The sequence below is a fragment of the Paenibacillus sp. 2003 genome, from assembly GCF_031455635.1.
GTDB lineage: Bacteria > Bacillota > Bacilli > Paenibacillales > Paenibacillaceae > Paenibacillus > Paenibacillus amylolyticus_B.
This window is the reverse complement of sequence record NZ_JAVDTB010000001.1, coordinates 2,362,666-2,377,964: the sequence shown is the minus strand read 5'-3', so window position 1 is coordinate 2,377,964 and position 15,299 is coordinate 2,362,666. Positions and strand designations below refer to the sequence as shown.

Genomic DNA, 15,299 nt, shown 5'->3' with positions numbered 1-15,299 from the left:
CTAATCATAAGGATGGCTGCCAATCGCATAATTCATTTAAGAACAGTGAAAAGGGAAGGCGGATTCACCTCGCCGGCACATGACCTTGGAGCTGTTCTTTTTGGTTTACGATTTGCGAACATGATTGGATTTGCGTACACGGGGAATCGTTGTAGCAGGCTGTTTGCGAATCCAGCGGATAAATGGAATCATTCGTTCATCCTGTCTCAGGGATTGCAAGTCCGTGAGACCAAGGGTTACAATGTCGCGATTCGTGTATATCGAATGAATCTGTTTGTGACAGGGGATGCACAGGTTGGCCGTTGGCAGAAATGTTCCTCCCATTTCTTTGGGTGTCAAATGATGAACGGTCGTGTTCACAGGTTCTCTTCCGCATAATTCACATCGTTTACTCATGATCATCGCCTCCCTTTGTCAATTATATTATGGGCAGACAAAATGCCTTTCATGTTGAATATAGATCGTGGAATGTTACACCTGTAAGAAATAAGGTTTTGTCACAGGATTCAATAAGTAATGTACTTGTTATCTTACAGTATCCGGGCTACACTTTCTTAAAAGATGAATGTCTCTAGGAGGTAAGAATACTTTTGAAAATGAACTCACATTCACAAGATATGACAACTGCCAAATTCAATCGTACAGCTGTACAGGTACCGGATGCCCAGGCCAAAATAGCTGCAAGAGTTACTGTAGGCTCCATAGAGAAAGTTCACCTTGAATCTGCTCATGGCCGCACACTTGCAAAGACGATTCAGGCGCCTCATCCGTATCCATTCTTCCGGAGATCGGGTATGGATGGATTCGCGATTATAAGTACAGATACCATAGATGCATCGAGTGATCATCAAGTTTGGTTTCGAGTAATTGATGAAATTCCTTGCGGTTACACCTCGGATCACACCATTGTTTCGGGTACGACGGCTCGAATCATGACGGGTGCACAAGTTCCGGAAGGTGCAGATGCGGTAGTCATGATGGAGATGACCGAGAGCAAGGTAGAGAACGGAGAACAATGGATTGCATTGAAACGGCACATATTATCGGGTGCTAACATCACCCCAATCGGACTGGAAGTCCAAGAGGGACAGCAACTGCTCGAAGCTGGAACGATTATCAGGGCAGGAGAGCAGTCCGTGTTAGCTACTTTTGGCATAGCAGAAGTTCCCGTATTTCAACGTCCAAAAGTAGCGATATTCGCAACCGGCACGGAATTGCTTGAAGTAGATGAGCCATTACAACCAGGTCGGATTCGGAACAGCAACAGTTACATGCTGCGCTCTCTGGTTGTTGAAGCAGGTGGAGAGCCTGTGATGTACGGCTCTATTGCAGACGATGTGAATACGGCAAGAGCCAAATTGGAAGAAGCCATTCAAGATAATGATATCGTGGTGACCACAGGTGGTGTATCCGTCGGGGATTATGATATTATGGGCGAACTTGTGCTGGAAGAACATGTGGAGATGTTGTTTAACAAAGTGACGATGCGACCAGGCAGTGTGACCACAGCTGCTGTATATAAAGATAAATTGCTTTTTGCACTTTCGGGTAATCCAGGGGCTTGTTTTGTGGGTTTTGGTCTCTTTGTTCGTCCAACCATTCGGTCCATGCAGGCAGATGCTCATCCTTACCTGGAAGAATGGACTGCAATTTTGGAAGAAGAATACACGAAAGTGAACAATTTTACACGGTTCGTACGTGGACGCACAAAGATCCGCAACGGCATGGTGTACGCGATGCCGGCTGCTGCCCGTGTAGATGAATCCAGCGTGATGATCACCATTAAGGACAGTGATTGCCTGATTGTTGTTCCACCTGAGAAAAAAGGCATTCCTGCGGGTGAGCAGGTACGCATTCTCAAACTGCCCTCAGGTCATGTGAGGTAGTGGTAGATGACTACAATGAGTGATACAAAGCCACATATCATACAGATTGTTGGATACAAAAACACGGGCAAGACAACCCTGACAGCCGCGCTGATCGGGCACTTTTCTTCCATGGGACTTAAAGTAGCAGCGATTAAGCATGATGGACATGATCATTTTGAGATGGATCAAGAAGGAACGGATTCGTATCAATTTGGGGAGTCGGGGGCCTCGGCGGTGGTTGTCATGTCCGAGAAACGTACTGCGATTATGGAGCGACAGGCAACCAAGCTGGAGGATATGCTGAGCTATCTGTCCGGTTATGATTGGATTGTCATTGAAGGATTCAAGGATGCTTCTTATCCCAAATTCGTGATGGTTCGAGAAGAGAAAGATCTGACCTTGGTTGATCAACTTGAAGGGGTACTGGGGATGATCTCATGGCTACCTTCAGAGCAGTTTATAGAGCGGAGCACTTTTAGCAGAAATATAACATGTTACTCGGTTCATGAAACGGAGGATATAGCCAAAGCGTTGTTAGCGATGGTTGAGAGCGAGTGTAGACAGAATGGTGAAGTCGAATCGTAGAAACGTCAAGAAGTGGGAAATTATAATCGCTGGATATGATTGAATGTACAGAGAGCGTGATTGATCGCTCGCGAGTATAACGTAACATTTATTATGTAAACCAAGTTATTTCTACTTGTGCTTTTCTTCTTGAATGATGCAAAAAAATAATAAAAGCAGCAGACCTTTCTCGGATCAGAATCCTTGATGCGGTTTGCTGCTTTTATTATGTTCGGGATGTTACATCCCGTCGTCAGTACGGCGTTCGATGGCTTCGGACATCGTTTTGTCGGTAAGGTGAGCATAGATCTCGGTCGTTTCCGTAGAAGCGTGTCCGAGCTGCTCCTTCGTTTTGTAAATATCATTTTGCAAATAATAGTCCGTTGCGAATGAATGGCGTAATTTGTGCACAGTCAAGTATGGTTTGCCAAAGCGCTTGGCGTATTTCATAATCATGGCCTGGATCGCTCTTTTGGTCATTCGACTTCCTTCTGAATCTCCGTTACGCAAAGCAATGAACAGACCTTTCTCCCGTTTGGGCGTACGGTAACGTGATTGCCGCAGGTTCATATAAGTCGCGAGTTCGTCCTTGGCCTGTTCCCTGAAATAAACGGGTGTTTTGTACGTCTCATCATTGTTACCTTTGCGATAAACATACAGGAGTTTGTTGTTCAGATCGAGATCATCGACGTTCAGGTTCACGACCTCCGACACCCGTAAACCTGAATTGAGGATCAGGCTGGCAATGCAGGCGTCCCGTTCTTTGTTGAGCTCATGGGAATACAGTGCCTGTTTGTTCTTCTCCATATCAACAGCGTAACCTTCAAGGATATAGCCGATAAATTCCAGCAGTTCCTCTTCCTCCAGAATTTTACCTTTGAGTTTGGCAGCGGTGTCCTTGGGTTTATGGGTACGCTTGATCTCGATTTTGGCCATAATGTTCCGCTTCAGCAAAGGATAAAAGTCTTCATCCTCCGCAATCTGGCTCAGGTAATGGAAAAGGGAGCGAAGGGAAGAGAGTTTGCGAGAGACGGTAATTCTGGAATTGGTTCCTTCCCGTTTGGTTGTGAGAAATAACCGATAGGCGGTAACCGAATCCATGCGAAGGACTTCCAGTTCAGTCAACGTTACTTCTTTATTAGAGCTTGCTTCGGACAGCCCTTCTGCTCGCAACCATCCGAAGAAAGCTTCGTAATCTCTCAGATATTCGAGCAGGGTAGAGGGGGACAGGTCAGGCAGCTTGTAGTCCATGAATTGCTGAACGAACCAAGGCATGGAAGGTAGTTTGTCATCCAGCTTGCGTCGATCAATCTCTTTTTGCACGTTGGTCAAGTTCGACACCTCCATGTGAAAAACATATAAAATGAATATTCAATTTAATAGTATTCTATGCTCTAGTGTACCATAATTTACATGCTCACAGCTTGTTCACTAAAGCAGGCAGTAAGTAGGGGATGCTTCCTTGCCCTTCGGCGCGTAAACCTTTAAAGTAATTAGTATACGTAAAGCAGAGGAGGTGAACCGGATGAATATGAAAATAGAACTGGTTCCCCGGGAGCGCAGTCAGGTGATTCGGCATTTAATGCAATTTTATCTATATGATTTTACCAAATATCTGAATATTGATGTAGACAGTAACGGCATTTTTCCGGAATATCCGGGTCTGGAGGCATTCTGGGAAGAAAAGGACCGCAAGTTTCCTTTTTTGATTACAAGTGACGGGGCACCTGCAGGGTTTGCTCTGGTGGAGAAATTGGAACCTGGAAGTAAGGATAACGACTACTATTTGACTGAGTTTTTTGTGATGCAAAAATATCGGCGCAGTGGGGTGGGCACCAGGGCAGCCTATGAGCTGTTCAAACGTTTTCCAGGAAGATGGAAAGTGACCCAGGTTCGTAACAATGTCATTGCGCAGGCGTTCTGGCGAAAAATTATAGGGGATTATACGGGAGGCCGTTTTCGAGAGAAGTTCCATCCGGAACTGGGTAATCCAAGCCAGTATTTTGTAACCTGATTCCCATCGGGGTTTACCTACATATCAAGTATTTGCATGAATGCGATATAAGTTGAACTAATGATTTACACGATAACGGAGAGGACAGAAAAAACCTGAAAAAGCGAAGCGTTCGCCTAAAAGCTTTCAGAAAGAAAGCTGCATCGGAAGCATAAGCTATCCCCGGATTTTCCCCTTCGGAAAAGGGAATCAAAAAATCTGGGGATAACAGCGATTGGAAGGTTATTCTGTCATCGTAGTGTCAGTGTAAATAGTCTTTAGTTCAACTTATAAATCTGATGAAGGAGTGAGTGACATGAATGTACCCACATTCCATCTTGATGGACAGACAGCACTGGTGACAGGCGCGGGGAGAGGGATCGGAAAAGCAATTGCGATTGGACTTGCCCAGTCAGGCAGTGACGTTGTACTTGTATCCCGAACAATGAAAGAAATTGAGGAGACAGCCGCCTACATCTATGAACAGACAGGGCGTAAAGCGCTCGCTCTAACTGCGGATGTGACATCAAGAGAACAACTGGAAGAGACGTTTCGAGAGGCAATCTCGGAGATGGGCAGTCTGGACATTTTGGTGAATAACGCAGGTATGAACATACGGACTCCAGCACTTGAAGTCACGGACGAGCAGTGGGAGACCATCATGCAGACAAACTTAAAATCGGCTTTCTTTGCTTCGCAATTAGCGGGTCAGCATATGAAAGAACGTGGGACTGGGAAGATCATTAACATCTCTTCGGTAGGTGGGCATACGGCTTTGCGGACAGGCGTCGTATATGGCGCGACCAAAGCTGCGTTAATTCATATGACCAAAGTGCTCGCACTGGAATGGGGAAAGTATGGAATCCGTGTCAATTCAGTAGGGCCATGGTATTTCCGAACACCTTTGACTGAAAAGCTGCTGGATGATCCCCAGTATTTGCAGGAAATTGTAAGCCGCACACCGCTACAGCGAGTGGGAGAACTGGAAGAAGTGGTAGGGCCAGTTGTATTCCTGGCATCAGATGCAGCGGGATATATAACGGGTCAAACGTTGTTGGTTGACGGTGGGATGTCGATCTACGGATTCTAGATGAGTAGAGTTGATAGCAATCTGGAAAAGTGGGTGGCATAACCAACGCATGGGTAATAACATATGGGAAGTTATCTGTATTTCTATTTATCTGTACCCAATTCACTGAACTTGGAGGAAGATAACCATGGAAACGCGCAAGTACGGTAATACTGGCATGAATGTAAGTACACTTGGATTTGGTGGAGCGGAAATAGGCAAAGATGTATCCAAAACGGATGTAGCGACATTGTTGAATAGTGCCCTCGATGCTGGATTAAACGTGATTGACACGGCTGAATGTTACGGTGACAGCGAGGAATTAATCGGTGAGGTGCTGTCACATCGGCGTGATGACTACTATTTGTTCACCAAATGTGGACATGCTGCCGGGATCGAAGGTCCGGATTGGGATGCCAAAGTACTGGAGCAAACGATTGACCGTAGTTTGAAACGGTTGAAAACGGACTATGTGGATGTTATCCATTTGCATAGCTGCTCCGAAGAAGTACTTCGACAAGGAGCAGTAATCGAAGTACTGCAACGTGCCAAGGAAGCAGGAAAGACCAGGTTTATCGGATACAGTGGGGATACAACGGATGCGCTATATGCGATTCAGACCGGAGTATTTGACAGTCTGGAGACGTCACTAAATATCGCAGATCAGGAAGCGATTGAACTGACTTTGCCTGAGGCAAGAAAAAGAAACATGGGAGTAATCGCTAAAAGACCTATTGCCAATGCGGCCTGGACATATGAAACACTTTCGGAAGAGGCTTATCCATTTATATACTGGAAGCGCTTAAATGAACTTAACTATGGTTTTCTGGGTGAAGATGCCCAGGCAGCTGTAGAAACTGCACTGCGATTTACGCTAAGTACTGAAGGCGTAGATACGGCTATTGTAGGAACAGCCAAGCCCAATCGCTGGCAGCAAAATGCCGACCTTGTGGCTAAAGGGCCACTACCACAGGAATTATATGATGAGATTAGAGCACGATGGAAAGAAATCGCCGGAGCAGATTGGACAGGCCGGACCTGATTCTTTGCACTTGCCAAATGGATTTTAATTTTTCGAAGCTGCCCATAGGCAGCTTTCTTTTTGTCATAAACATTATATTTTCAACATATGAAAAATTCACAATAACTAAACATTCTAACTATTTTGTAAAATGTCCAAATCATCTTAAGCATACTACTTTAATTTTGAGACAACGATAAACGATAACTGTGTTTGCACTAAAAGCTAGTTTGTCATCAATATAATATTTCAACATATGAAAAATTCACAATAGAAAAGAACGTACACCGCTGTTACTACATATCTTTTAGATACAATTCAGCACGCCCCACGACTAAATGAACTGCCATCCTTCACGGTGAAAGTCAAATTATTTCTGATTAATAAAATAATTATTATTTTAGGAAAGTACCTGCAGCAGCGTATGGATAAGGAATCAAGGAATCAAAGAAAAGGTTGTCCCTTTTTCAGAAGGGACAACCTTAATTTCTCGAAAAAATCTACTGAAATAGAAGCCACAGGGCCAATACAAATTTATATAAAAAGTAGAAGGAGAAACCCAGCAAAAGGACTCCAGCCATGGCAGAGACTGCTTGTATCATTTTTTTGCTCATTACTTTTCGTGTCACAGATACAATGGAGAGCAGACCCAGGTCATGAATGAGAATTCCACACAGTACGCCAAATGCTGCAATGATAAAACTCAGCTTACCGGTAGATTGGTATGAATCGGACAATACAACACCAAAAACAGATATCCAAAAAATAAGATTACCAGGGGAGACAGCTACCAATAAGCCATTGCGGTATGTCCTCCAGAACGATTTTTTGATTTTTCCGTTCGTATGATCTGATGTTGCCATATCCAGATCTGAGTTCCGGATCGAATCGTATCCCAGAAAGGCCAGAAATCCAGCTCCCGCAAGCCATAGTGGAATTTGTACATAAGGAAGAGATAAGACGGAAGCAAATCCGAAGTACATGGCCAGGATCAAACCAGCATCAATTGTCATGCCTCCAAGACCCACGGCCCAGCCATGGATAAACCCATTTCTCAATCCCTGCTTGACCATCTCTACCGTAATTGCTCCCACTGGCATGGCAATAGCGAGACCAATCAGGACGAACTTAATATAGATTTCCATTGTCATTTCCTTTCCGTCTGTAATGAATTCTTATTTCGATAGGGCTTGTCCGTTGCTTATGTAGTTGTAGCGAGTATAGAGCACAGGGCTCTCCTCCTATTAACGGGTGGTATAGAGTTTATTCGGAGGAGAGTATTTTTAGAATCGACTTAAGCTATTCCTTTACTTTGTCCTGCTGAAGGGATCGAAGAAACGGGCATTTGGAAGGAGCGGTATCGTCATCACGCAAAAAATATTGTTTATACTCCAGGTTGCCTTGTGATCCGTATTGCTTTAATTCAGGATGTGCCGGTATGGTGTCGTAGGCAGCCAAGCGTGCGCGGATTCTTGGAGCAATCGCTGCAGCTTTCAGAGGTTGTGCGTTCCACGTATCGAGCACCCATCGCGGTGTTAGAGCTAACATGAAATAAGGAAAGTTGCGACTTTGTCGTGACATATGAGCTGGCGTCCCGCAATAGACAAAATACCGTTCGTCATTGTAACAAAACTCCCACATGGGATGCTCCGGGTCTTCTGGAATATCTTTTGGCCAAGGCTTGTTATCCAAGTGCCTAATCTGGCTTAATAAATCCCAGAAGGCTTTTTCATAGGCCAATACATCCCGTATCTCTTTTTCCTTTTCAAAAAATAAAATCAATGAAGAATATTCTCCGAATGAACGAGAGCATTCTCCATATTCCTTGAGTATGTCTGATACATTACGTTCTGCAGACTCGTCTCCGAAATTAGAAACAAAGCCGTATCGGAGGTGACCCAGGGCAAAGGCCTGTGTAGCCGGAATACAGGGGAATCGAGCCTCCCGGTCACTCATTTTGAAAGAGAATAAACGGTGAGCATCTCTTTTCCAGGTTTCGAGAGGGATCTCCTCATTCTCAATCTCAGAAGATGAAAACAACAACGACATGAACAGTCCTCCTTTTACCTATAGGATATAACCCAAGGAAAAAATGGTGACAGTCCAACATATTTTTGTTAAGGAGATAAGCAGAAATAGTTCTAACCAAGGTTTGACAGCCAAGCGATTACATAATAACAGGAAGAACGTTAAAACTAGAATAGTATGTTAATTCAGAATGGAGGACAACCATGTTTTTTTATCGTGAAGATCTAATCAATATGATCGTACCAGACAAGCCTGATCCCGCGGCAGCAAAAGTATTACAAGAGACGCTTGGCGGGCAATTTGGTGAAATGCGGACGATGATGCAATTTTTCTTTCAAAGCAGTAATTTTCGGGGCAACGCCACGCAGTATAGAGATCTGATCCGTGGTGTATTTCTTGAGGAATTAAGCCATATTGAACTGGTGCAACAAACCATTAATCAGTTATTAACGGGGGCCGGTGCAGAGGGCGCGGGAGATGCAGGGATCGACGGTGCTCCATTGGATGAAGCGATTAAACATGCCAACCCTCATCATTACATCATGGGGGCTCAGAGCTCATTGCCTGTTGATGCTGCAGGTAATCCATGGCTAGGGAATTATGTGTACGATCATGGGAATTTGGTAAGCAACTTACTTGATAATATTGTGTTGGAGTCTACGGGTGTGTTACAAAAATCAAGAATATATGAAATGAGTACCAACAAAGCATTTCGTGAAACGCTGGGTTTCCTGATTGTTCGTGATAATGCGCATCAAAATGCATTTGCCAAAGCACTGGAGACCCTTGGTGTGAATTGGGGCAAAATATTCCCGATTCCCAACTATGATATTAATAAATATCCCGAATGTCGGAAATACGTAGATATGGGCTTCCACAATGCGCAGTTTAATTTCCGTTTAGACAATACGCGCATCGCTGAGATTTTCAGTGGTCAAACGCCAAGTCGTAATGGTGGCGAACTGCAGGTAATCGATCCCCCACAAGGATATCCACTTCCTTATATGCCTGAACTTCCAAATGAACATAGCCCAGGAATACATGATCTTAATGCCTAAAGTATGAACAAGCCTCCTATAGTATAGGACCAGATTTGAAACTTAAGGTAGAACCTATAAAGAGACAACTGCAGTCTCTTTTTTACAATGAACACACAAAAAAGGAACCCAATGCTGGGTTCCTTTATGTGTTTCATGAAGATGTTACTGCGGGCGTTGTTGATTCGAATACGTGCCATAAGATTGACCATTAGTTGAGATATTAGGAGTGTTATATGGCTGCTCCAGGTAAGATACATGTTGTGAAGATGAGTGTGCAAGTTGTTGTGCAAGATTGGAGATTTGTTGTAATTGCTGGATGGCGGTTTGATGTCCTTGTAGTGCGGTCTGGATCATATGTGCAGCTTGTTGCTCGCGTTGTGCCAATTGCTCCAGTTGTTGAGCGTTGCTTTGTTCTTGTCTAAGTAATTGTTGGTATTGCATCGAAGCCTGTTGTGTTTGTTGTGTAAGTTGTTGAGCCAACTGCGTAATTTGCTGCGATTGAGAGAACTGATTCATGTGTAAAACCCTCCTGTGTGTTTTGATGTACCTGTGTATTATGTAATACGGTTCTGAGAAATATTCAATCTATCCTGTTCCATTCAAATGAGGATTATTTTATGAACATGATTCGCTGTGGATTGGGAAGGCTACCTTTAGTGACCTAAAATGATACAGAAAAGGAATGACAACATGAGTAAAGCATCGACTAACACTACAGAAGAAAAGAAACTGAAATGGTGGCAATTGAGTCTGCTAGGTGTGGCAGGAACAATTGGTACAGGGTATTTCCTGGGTTCCAGCCTTGCGATATCGATTGGTGGTCCAGCTGTGCTGCTGGCCTATATCTTGGCCGCTTTAGGTACATATGTAGTTTTTGACGCGCTCGCGAGAATGACAGCGGACCATCCGGAACAAGGATCTTTTCGTTCATATGCTAAGAAAGCCTTTGGAAGTTGGGCAGGCTTTGCGAGCGGATGGTTCTATTGGTTTTCGGAGTTGCTCATTATGGGGAGTCAGCTAACCGCATTGTCCATTTTCTCCAGGTTTTGGTTTCCGGCTGTTCCGCTCTGGATATTTGCTGCAGGGTTCGGAATTTTGGGTCTTTGTATTGTATTCTTCGGTAATAAAGGATTTGATCGGGTTGAAAATGTACTGGCTATCATTAAAATTGCAGCGATCATCATGTTTTTGGTGCTTGCCATCGCTCTTCTCGCAGGATGGATTGGGGGAACCAAGTATGAACACAAAATACCGCTGGATATGGCAGCGATTTTTCCAAAGGGTGGCATCGGATTGTGGTCTGCGTTTCTTTTTGCGTTCTATGCTTATGGAGGTATTGAAGTGCTTGGCATTATGTCATATCGGCTTCAAAAACCGGAAGATGCCCCAAAGGCAGGAAAAGTCATGCTCATTGCGCTATCCACCGTATATGTTGTATCCATTGGACTCGCTTTAATTATGGTTCCCTTAAATGCATTCAATCCCAAGGAGAGTCCATTTGTACTGGCACTCAGTAGTGATCACCTTGCTTTTGTCCCACATTTGTTCAACGGGGTACTCATTGTAGCCGGATTTTCAACGATGACTGCTTCGCTCTATGCGGTGACGTCTATGATTATTACCCTAGCTCAGGAGGGAGACGCCCCGCAGTTATTTTCTCGAAAGTGGAAAACGAAGTATCCGTTATTTGCCTTGTCCCTCATTGGTTGTGGGTTAGTTGGTACGATCATCATGTCTCTCTTACTCCCAGGCAAAGTATATGAATACATCACGACTGCAGCTGGTCTGATGCTTTTGTACAACTGGTCGTTTATTTTGTTATCCTCCGGTAAATTGTTGAAATCAGGCAAGTTCGATGTGATCAAACGCTGGATTGGCCTATTGTTGATCGCTACTGCAGTCACAGGAACGCTTTTTCATGCACTCAGCAGACCAGGGTTCTATATTAGCTTATTGCTTGTCTCTCTCATTGCCATTAGTGACGTTATTGTACAACGGATTCGCAAGAAGAAGCCTGCGACCAATACATCATCAAATGACGAGAAGGATGAAAGTGAAGAAAATGAGCAGCGTTCTACGGGTATAAGCAGTTATCACATCACGGGTATTCGGCTACGCAAAAAAAACAAACTCAAATAAAGAAGAGAAATTGTATGGCTTTATATCCAAAGTAACAGCCAAAACCGACTAAAGACAGTCCGGAAATGAGAGCAATTCCTTTAAGCACAGTAGAAGTGAGGTATTTGCGAAAAAAACTTACGGCAGTCGCCATGAATAGATCCCATAAAAGTACGCCAAAGATGATAGCTCCACTATAAATCAACAATTGATCCATAGGGGAGTCATTTACGGCCTTAGCCAGAACAGAGCCGTAAATGCCTAGCCAGAACATGATGGAAAGAGGGTTAAACAGAGACATCAGGAATCCTTGAAGAAATGACTTGGCAAGCTCCGAATCATCTCCTCTCATTTGAGAAGGGGCAAGGGTTCCTGCATTTTTAATACTTTCCACACCCGTATAGATCAATACAAAACAACCAAACATCCAGAGGAATACCCTTACAAACGGAAGCTCAAGCAGATGTACGATACCAAAATACACAAGCAGCATGTAGATAATATCCGCTGCGATGGCTCCTAGCCCAACAAACCAGGCTGGCATAAACCCACCTCGAATACCCTTGTCCAATTGCGCAGCATTAATGGGTCCAATAGGGGCTGAAAGTGATAATCCCAGAATCACATAACCTAACATGATATAAATAAGATGTCCTCCTTTCCATACAGTACAGCATATTCTTCAAGGTGTTTTTGTAGGACAAGATTATTGAGGGCGATGTATACTTTGTGCACGATTAATCCATATTAGTCGAAAATAGGGGGTGATTTTGTGCTTATGCGTTGGATAAAGGAGGTATTTACATCACAAAAAAAAGGAGAAATATCCAATAAACGAATACAACATTCACAAAGTTTGGATATTTCGCTAGAAGATAAACTTGACAGTATTATCAAGGCATTTGAATATAGTCCTGATTTTGTAGTTCGGGAGTTCCCTATGTTAGAGGGGAAGGGCACTACTCTAGCTGTATGTTACATGGAAGGATTGACAGATTCTACGCTGTTGGTTGAACTTATGGACAATATCATTCAATGGATGAATACGGATCTGCTTCCGGGAGATCAGCCTAGAGATGTGTTAGTGAAAAGCATACTACCCTCCGGGAATATCCGAAATTTGGATTCGTCGCAACTTATCTATGAAGCTTTATTAACAGGCCATGTCGTTATACTTATTGATGGTGTAAAGAATGTTCTTGCAGTGCCGATCGCCGGAGGAGCCAGAAGATCAGTGGAGGAACCCACGTCCCAAACGGTGGTCAGAGGGCCAAAGGAAGGATTCACAGAGGAACTAACGACCAACATTACTCTTGTTCGACGGAAAATACGGACTCCTGATTTGAAATTCCAGATGCATACCATTGGAGAGTACACCCAAACTGTAGTTGCACTGGCTTACATCCAGGGCATTGCCAAGCGAGATGTCATTGAAGAAGTTACCAAGCGTCTAAATGCCATCAACACAGATAGTATACTCGAAAGTGGTTACATAGAAGAATTTATTCAGGATGCACCACTTACGCCTTTCCCGACCATGATCAATACGGAGCGTCCAGATACGGTTGCAGGCAGTCTACTGGATGGTCAAGTAGCCATTATGGTAGATGGTACGCCATTTGCCTTAATAGCACCTGTTACTTTTTTTAATTTCTTTCAAACGCCTGAGGATTATTATCAGCGTTATGATATCTCTACCTTTCTGCGGATTATACGGTTAATCTGTTTCCTCGTATCTTTGTTGCTGCCTTCGACTTTCATCGCACTAACCACATTTCAGCAGGAGATGATACCTACAACGTTATTGGTCACCCTGGCTGCACAACGGGAAGGGGTCCCTTTCCCGGCATTACTTGAAGCTATGCTTATGGAAATTACGTTCGAGGTCATTCGTGAAGCTGGAGTGCGAATGCCGCGAGCCATTGGACCTGCAATCTCTATTGTTGGTGCATTGGTCATCGGTCAAGCTGCGGTAGAGGCGGGATTGGTCTCAGGCGCGATGGTCATTGTGGTTTCTTTTACAGCAATAGCGAATTTTGCTATACCCTATTTCAGTATGGCCACAGCAGTAAGGCTATTGCGTTTTCCGTTTATGTTACTGGCAGGTACGCTAGGATTATATGGCATATTGGCCGGAGCAGTGCCATTACTTGCACACCTGGTATCGCTGAAGTCATTTGGTGTTGACTACCTGATGCCATACAGTCCGTTTTTCAAGTCAAATATGAAGGATCTGTGGTTGAGAGTACCCTGGTGGGCTATGAAGACTAGACCTGATGAAAAGTCGAATACGAATAAGACGAGACAAGCCCCTCATCAATACCCGTCAGGATCGGATAACATTGTAGACCGTATTAATGAAGCTGAGAACGAATAAGGAGCGATTTATATGATTCGTTTGCAGTCCATATTAATCTTTCTCATGGTTGGACTGATTACTGCTGGTTGTGGAAATCGCACAGAATTAAATGATCTGGGCATCACAACGGCAACAGGGTTTGACCGAAAAAACGGAAAGTGGATCATTACCTATCAGATTATTGTACCGCCAGCGAGCAGTTCAATTGGGTCCTCGTCTGGTGGATCTCAAGCGCCTGTGAACACCTTTTCGTCAGAAGGTAGAACGATTCGAGAAGCCGTTGCCCAAAGCAGTATTGAAAATCCCAAAAGATTATATTTTGCTCATACCAATGTCGTCCTGATCGGGGAAGAAGCGGCGAGATACGGGATTGCTGAGATCATGGATCACTATTATCGAAATATTGGTTCCAGGGAATCTGCCAAGCTTATTATTGCAGATGGTCAGGCAAGAGAATATCTCGAAAAATTGATTCCTCCCGAGAAACAGCCTGGCCGTGCTTTATCCGAGATTTTGGAACGTAATAATGAAAAAGGGTCGTACTATCCCGTGATGAACATACATGAGGTTGGTCTGAAGATCACTTCAGACAGTGGAACCGCCGGAATTCCTGGTGTTACAGCAGATACACTGGGCAATAATAAACAGAATTCAATTGATATTTTTAAGGAGACATCAATACCCGGGAATTTAAGACTTCAAGGATTAAGTGTATTTCTTAAAGACAAAAAGATCGGAGTACTGAACGAAAAAGAAAGTATGGGGATCACCTGGCTAACAGACAGGGTGAACTGGACCAACTTGACCTATACAGGCGCAAAGGGTGAGGTTAACTCTTTTCTTGTGCGCAAAGCAAAAGTTAAGGTCGTTCCTGTGAAAAAGGGGATTCATTATGCTGTTCAGGTAGATGCAAAGGTCAATGCTGAGCTGGATGAGAGCACATCCGGGGAGGATATCGTTAGAACACATACCATTCATGAATTGCAGCGGCAGGCTGAACAAGTCATTAAAGCACAGATATTGAACGGATGGAGAGGGAACCAACGGCTTCATGTCGATATGTTGGGGATCGCGAACAAAATACATCAAAGACATCCCAAAGAGTGGAAAGTTCTAAAAGACAACTGGTCTAGTGAATTGGCACAGATGGATATTAACATAAATGTAAACGTAACTTTGGAACGAGTAGGTCTGCTTCAAGATTCTTTCAGCAAGATGCTTGGCGAACAGAAAGACTAA

15 protein-coding genes are annotated in these 15,299 nt (G+C 43.9%); 9 read left to right on the top strand and 6 right to left on the bottom strand.

The genetic code is table 11. The features are described from left to right. Positions 1-105: 105 nt before the first annotated feature. A complete protein-coding gene (locus tag J2X75_RS10225; RefSeq protein WP_310336155.1) occupies positions 106-396 on the bottom strand; it encodes an HNH endonuclease in 291 nt (96 codons plus the stop codon). Between the two features lie 200 nt (positions 397-596). Here J2X75_RS10225 and J2X75_RS10220 point away from each other — a divergent pair, with 200 nt between their 5' ends. Beyond that, the gene (locus J2X75_RS10220) at positions 597-1,886 is read left to right on the top strand and encodes a molybdopterin molybdotransferase MoeA (protein ID WP_310336739.1); all 1,290 of its coding nucleotides are present in this window, start codon (positions 597-599) and stop codon (positions 1,884-1,886) included. A gap of 6 nt (positions 1,887-1,892) precedes the next feature. Further along, positions 1,893-2,453: a molybdopterin-guanine dinucleotide biosynthesis protein B gene (gene mobB / locus J2X75_RS10215; protein ID WP_310336153.1), complete on the top strand. Its 561-nt coding sequence runs from the start codon at positions 1,893-1,895 to the stop codon at positions 2,451-2,453. A gap of 219 nt (positions 2,454-2,672) precedes the next feature. Here the strand turns inward: mobB and xerS are convergent, their stop codons facing one another. Then, positions 2,673-3,779, bottom strand: coding sequence for a tyrosine recombinase XerS (gene xerS / locus J2X75_RS10210; RefSeq protein WP_076210138.1), 1,107 nt, complete (start codon positions 3,777-3,779; stop codon positions 2,673-2,675). 178 nt (positions 3,780-3,957) lie between these two features. Between xerS and J2X75_RS10205 the strand changes: the two genes are divergently transcribed. The 3 genes from J2X75_RS10205 to J2X75_RS10195 all read left to right on the top strand — a co-directional run bounded on the left by J2X75_RS10205 (position 3,958) and on the right by J2X75_RS10195 (position 6,536). Beyond that, complete coding sequence (locus tag J2X75_RS10205; protein ID WP_307535529.1) at positions 3,958-4,446, top strand: GNAT family N-acetyltransferase; 489 nt, start codon at positions 3,958-3,960, stop codon at positions 4,444-4,446. Between the two features lie 295 nt (positions 4,447-4,741). Further along, entirely contained in the window at positions 4,742-5,515 is a 774-nt protein-coding gene (locus tag J2X75_RS10200) for an SDR family NAD(P)-dependent oxidoreductase (protein ID WP_310336150.1), read from the top strand. A 127-nt stretch (positions 5,516-5,642) separates the two neighbouring features. Then, a complete protein-coding gene (locus J2X75_RS10195) occupies positions 5,643-6,536 on the top strand; it encodes an aldo/keto reductase (protein ID WP_310336148.1) in 894 nt (297 codons plus the stop codon). A gap of 479 nt (positions 6,537-7,015) precedes the next feature. On the opposite strand, the gene J2X75_RS10190 is transcribed toward J2X75_RS10195, so the two are convergent. Together J2X75_RS10190 and J2X75_RS10185 are read right to left on the bottom strand one after the other, a co-directional pair. Continuing rightward, positions 7,016-7,660: a LysE family transporter gene (locus tag J2X75_RS10190; protein ID WP_310336147.1), complete on the bottom strand. Its 645-nt coding sequence runs from the start codon at positions 7,658-7,660 to the stop codon at positions 7,016-7,018. A gap of 154 nt (positions 7,661-7,814) precedes the next feature. Continuing rightward, the gene (locus J2X75_RS10185; protein WP_310336146.1) at positions 7,815-8,564 is read right to left on the bottom strand and encodes a YqcI/YcgG family protein; all 750 of its coding nucleotides are present in this window, start codon (positions 8,562-8,564) and stop codon (positions 7,815-7,817) included. Positions 8,565-8,746: 182 nt separating this feature from the next. Between J2X75_RS10185 and J2X75_RS10180 the strand changes: the two genes are divergently transcribed. Then, a complete protein-coding gene (locus J2X75_RS10180) occupies positions 8,747-9,601 on the top strand; it encodes a manganese catalase family protein (protein ID WP_310336143.1) in 855 nt (284 codons plus the stop codon). 144 nt (positions 9,602-9,745) lie between these two features. On the opposite strand, the gene J2X75_RS10175 is transcribed toward J2X75_RS10180, so the two are convergent. After that, positions 9,746-10,099 carry an AMP-dependent synthetase and ligase gene (locus J2X75_RS10175; RefSeq protein ID WP_124115228.1) on the bottom strand — a complete coding sequence of 118 codons (354 nt, stop codon included), beginning with the start codon at positions 10,097-10,099 and terminating at the stop codon, positions 9,746-9,748. 174 nt (positions 10,100-10,273) lie between these two features. Here J2X75_RS10175 and J2X75_RS10170 point away from each other — a divergent pair, with 174 nt between their 5' ends. Further along, positions 10,274-11,722: an amino acid permease gene (locus tag J2X75_RS10170; RefSeq protein WP_310336141.1), complete on the top strand. Its 1,449-nt coding sequence runs from the start codon at positions 10,274-10,276 to the stop codon at positions 11,720-11,722. On the opposite strand, the gene J2X75_RS10165 is transcribed toward J2X75_RS10170, so the two are convergent. Further along, positions 11,715-12,347 carry a LysE family transporter gene (locus J2X75_RS10165; RefSeq protein ID WP_310336736.1) on the bottom strand — a complete coding sequence of 211 codons (633 nt, stop codon included), beginning with the start codon at positions 12,345-12,347 and terminating at the stop codon, positions 11,715-11,717. The two genes, J2X75_RS10170 and J2X75_RS10165, sit on opposite strands and share 8 nt — an antisense overlap. 132 nt (positions 12,348-12,479) lie before the next feature. On the opposite strand from J2X75_RS10165, the gene J2X75_RS10160 reads away from it, so the two are divergent. Both J2X75_RS10160 and J2X75_RS10155 read left to right on the top strand, forming a co-directional pair. After that, on the top strand, positions 12,480-14,078 hold the full coding sequence (locus J2X75_RS10160; protein WP_397383379.1) for a spore germination protein: 1,599 nt from the start codon (positions 12,480-12,482) through the stop codon (positions 14,076-14,078). Positions 14,079-14,090: 12 nt separating this feature from the next. Continuing rightward, positions 14,091-15,299 (top strand): Ger(x)C family spore germination protein, encoded by a 1,209-nt coding sequence (locus J2X75_RS10155; protein WP_310336139.1) that lies wholly within the window; start codon positions 14,091-14,093, stop codon positions 15,297-15,299.

What these genes read in the sequence shown, in the direction of transcription:
- J2X75_RS10225 (WP_310336155.1), bottom strand. Translation starts at nt 396, where the DNA reads ATGAGTAAACGATGTGAATTATGCGGAAGAGAACCTGTGAACACGACC.
- J2X75_RS10220 (WP_310336739.1), top strand. Translation starts at nt 597, where the DNA reads ATGAACTCACATTCACAAGATATGACAACTGCCAAATTCAATCGTACA.
- mobB (WP_310336153.1), top strand. Translation starts at nt 1,893, where the DNA reads ATGACTACAATGAGTGATACAAAGCCACATATCATACAGATTGTTGGA.
- xerS (WP_076210138.1), bottom strand. Translation starts at nt 3,779, where the DNA reads ATGGAGGTGTCGAACTTGACCAACGTGCAAAAAGAGATTGATCGACGC.
- J2X75_RS10205 (WP_307535529.1), top strand. Translation starts at nt 3,958, where the DNA reads ATGAATATGAAAATAGAACTGGTTCCCCGGGAGCGCAGTCAGGTGATT.
- J2X75_RS10200 (WP_310336150.1), top strand. Translation starts at nt 4,742, where the DNA reads ATGAATGTACCCACATTCCATCTTGATGGACAGACAGCACTGGTGACA.
- J2X75_RS10195 (WP_310336148.1), top strand. Translation starts at nt 5,643, where the DNA reads ATGGAAACGCGCAAGTACGGTAATACTGGCATGAATGTAAGTACACTT.
- J2X75_RS10190 (WP_310336147.1), bottom strand. Translation starts at nt 7,660, where the DNA reads ATGGAAATCTATATTAAGTTCGTCCTGATTGGTCTCGCTATTGCCATG.
- J2X75_RS10185 (WP_310336146.1), bottom strand. Translation starts at nt 8,564, where the DNA reads ATGTCGTTGTTGTTTTCATCTTCTGAGATTGAGAATGAGGAGATCCCT.
- J2X75_RS10180 (WP_310336143.1), top strand. Translation starts at nt 8,747, where the DNA reads ATGTTTTTTTATCGTGAAGATCTAATCAATATGATCGTACCAGACAAG.
- J2X75_RS10175 (WP_124115228.1), bottom strand. Translation starts at nt 10,099, where the DNA reads ATGAATCAGTTCTCTCAATCGCAGCAAATTACGCAGTTGGCTCAACAA.
- J2X75_RS10170 (WP_310336141.1), top strand. Translation starts at nt 10,274, where the DNA reads ATGAGTAAAGCATCGACTAACACTACAGAAGAAAAGAAACTGAAATGG.
- J2X75_RS10160 (WP_397383379.1), top strand. Translation starts at nt 12,480, where the DNA reads ATGCGTTGGATAAAGGAGGTATTTACATCACAAAAAAAAGGAGAAATA.
- J2X75_RS10155 (WP_310336139.1), top strand. Translation starts at nt 14,091, where the DNA reads ATGATTCGTTTGCAGTCCATATTAATCTTTCTCATGGTTGGACTGATT.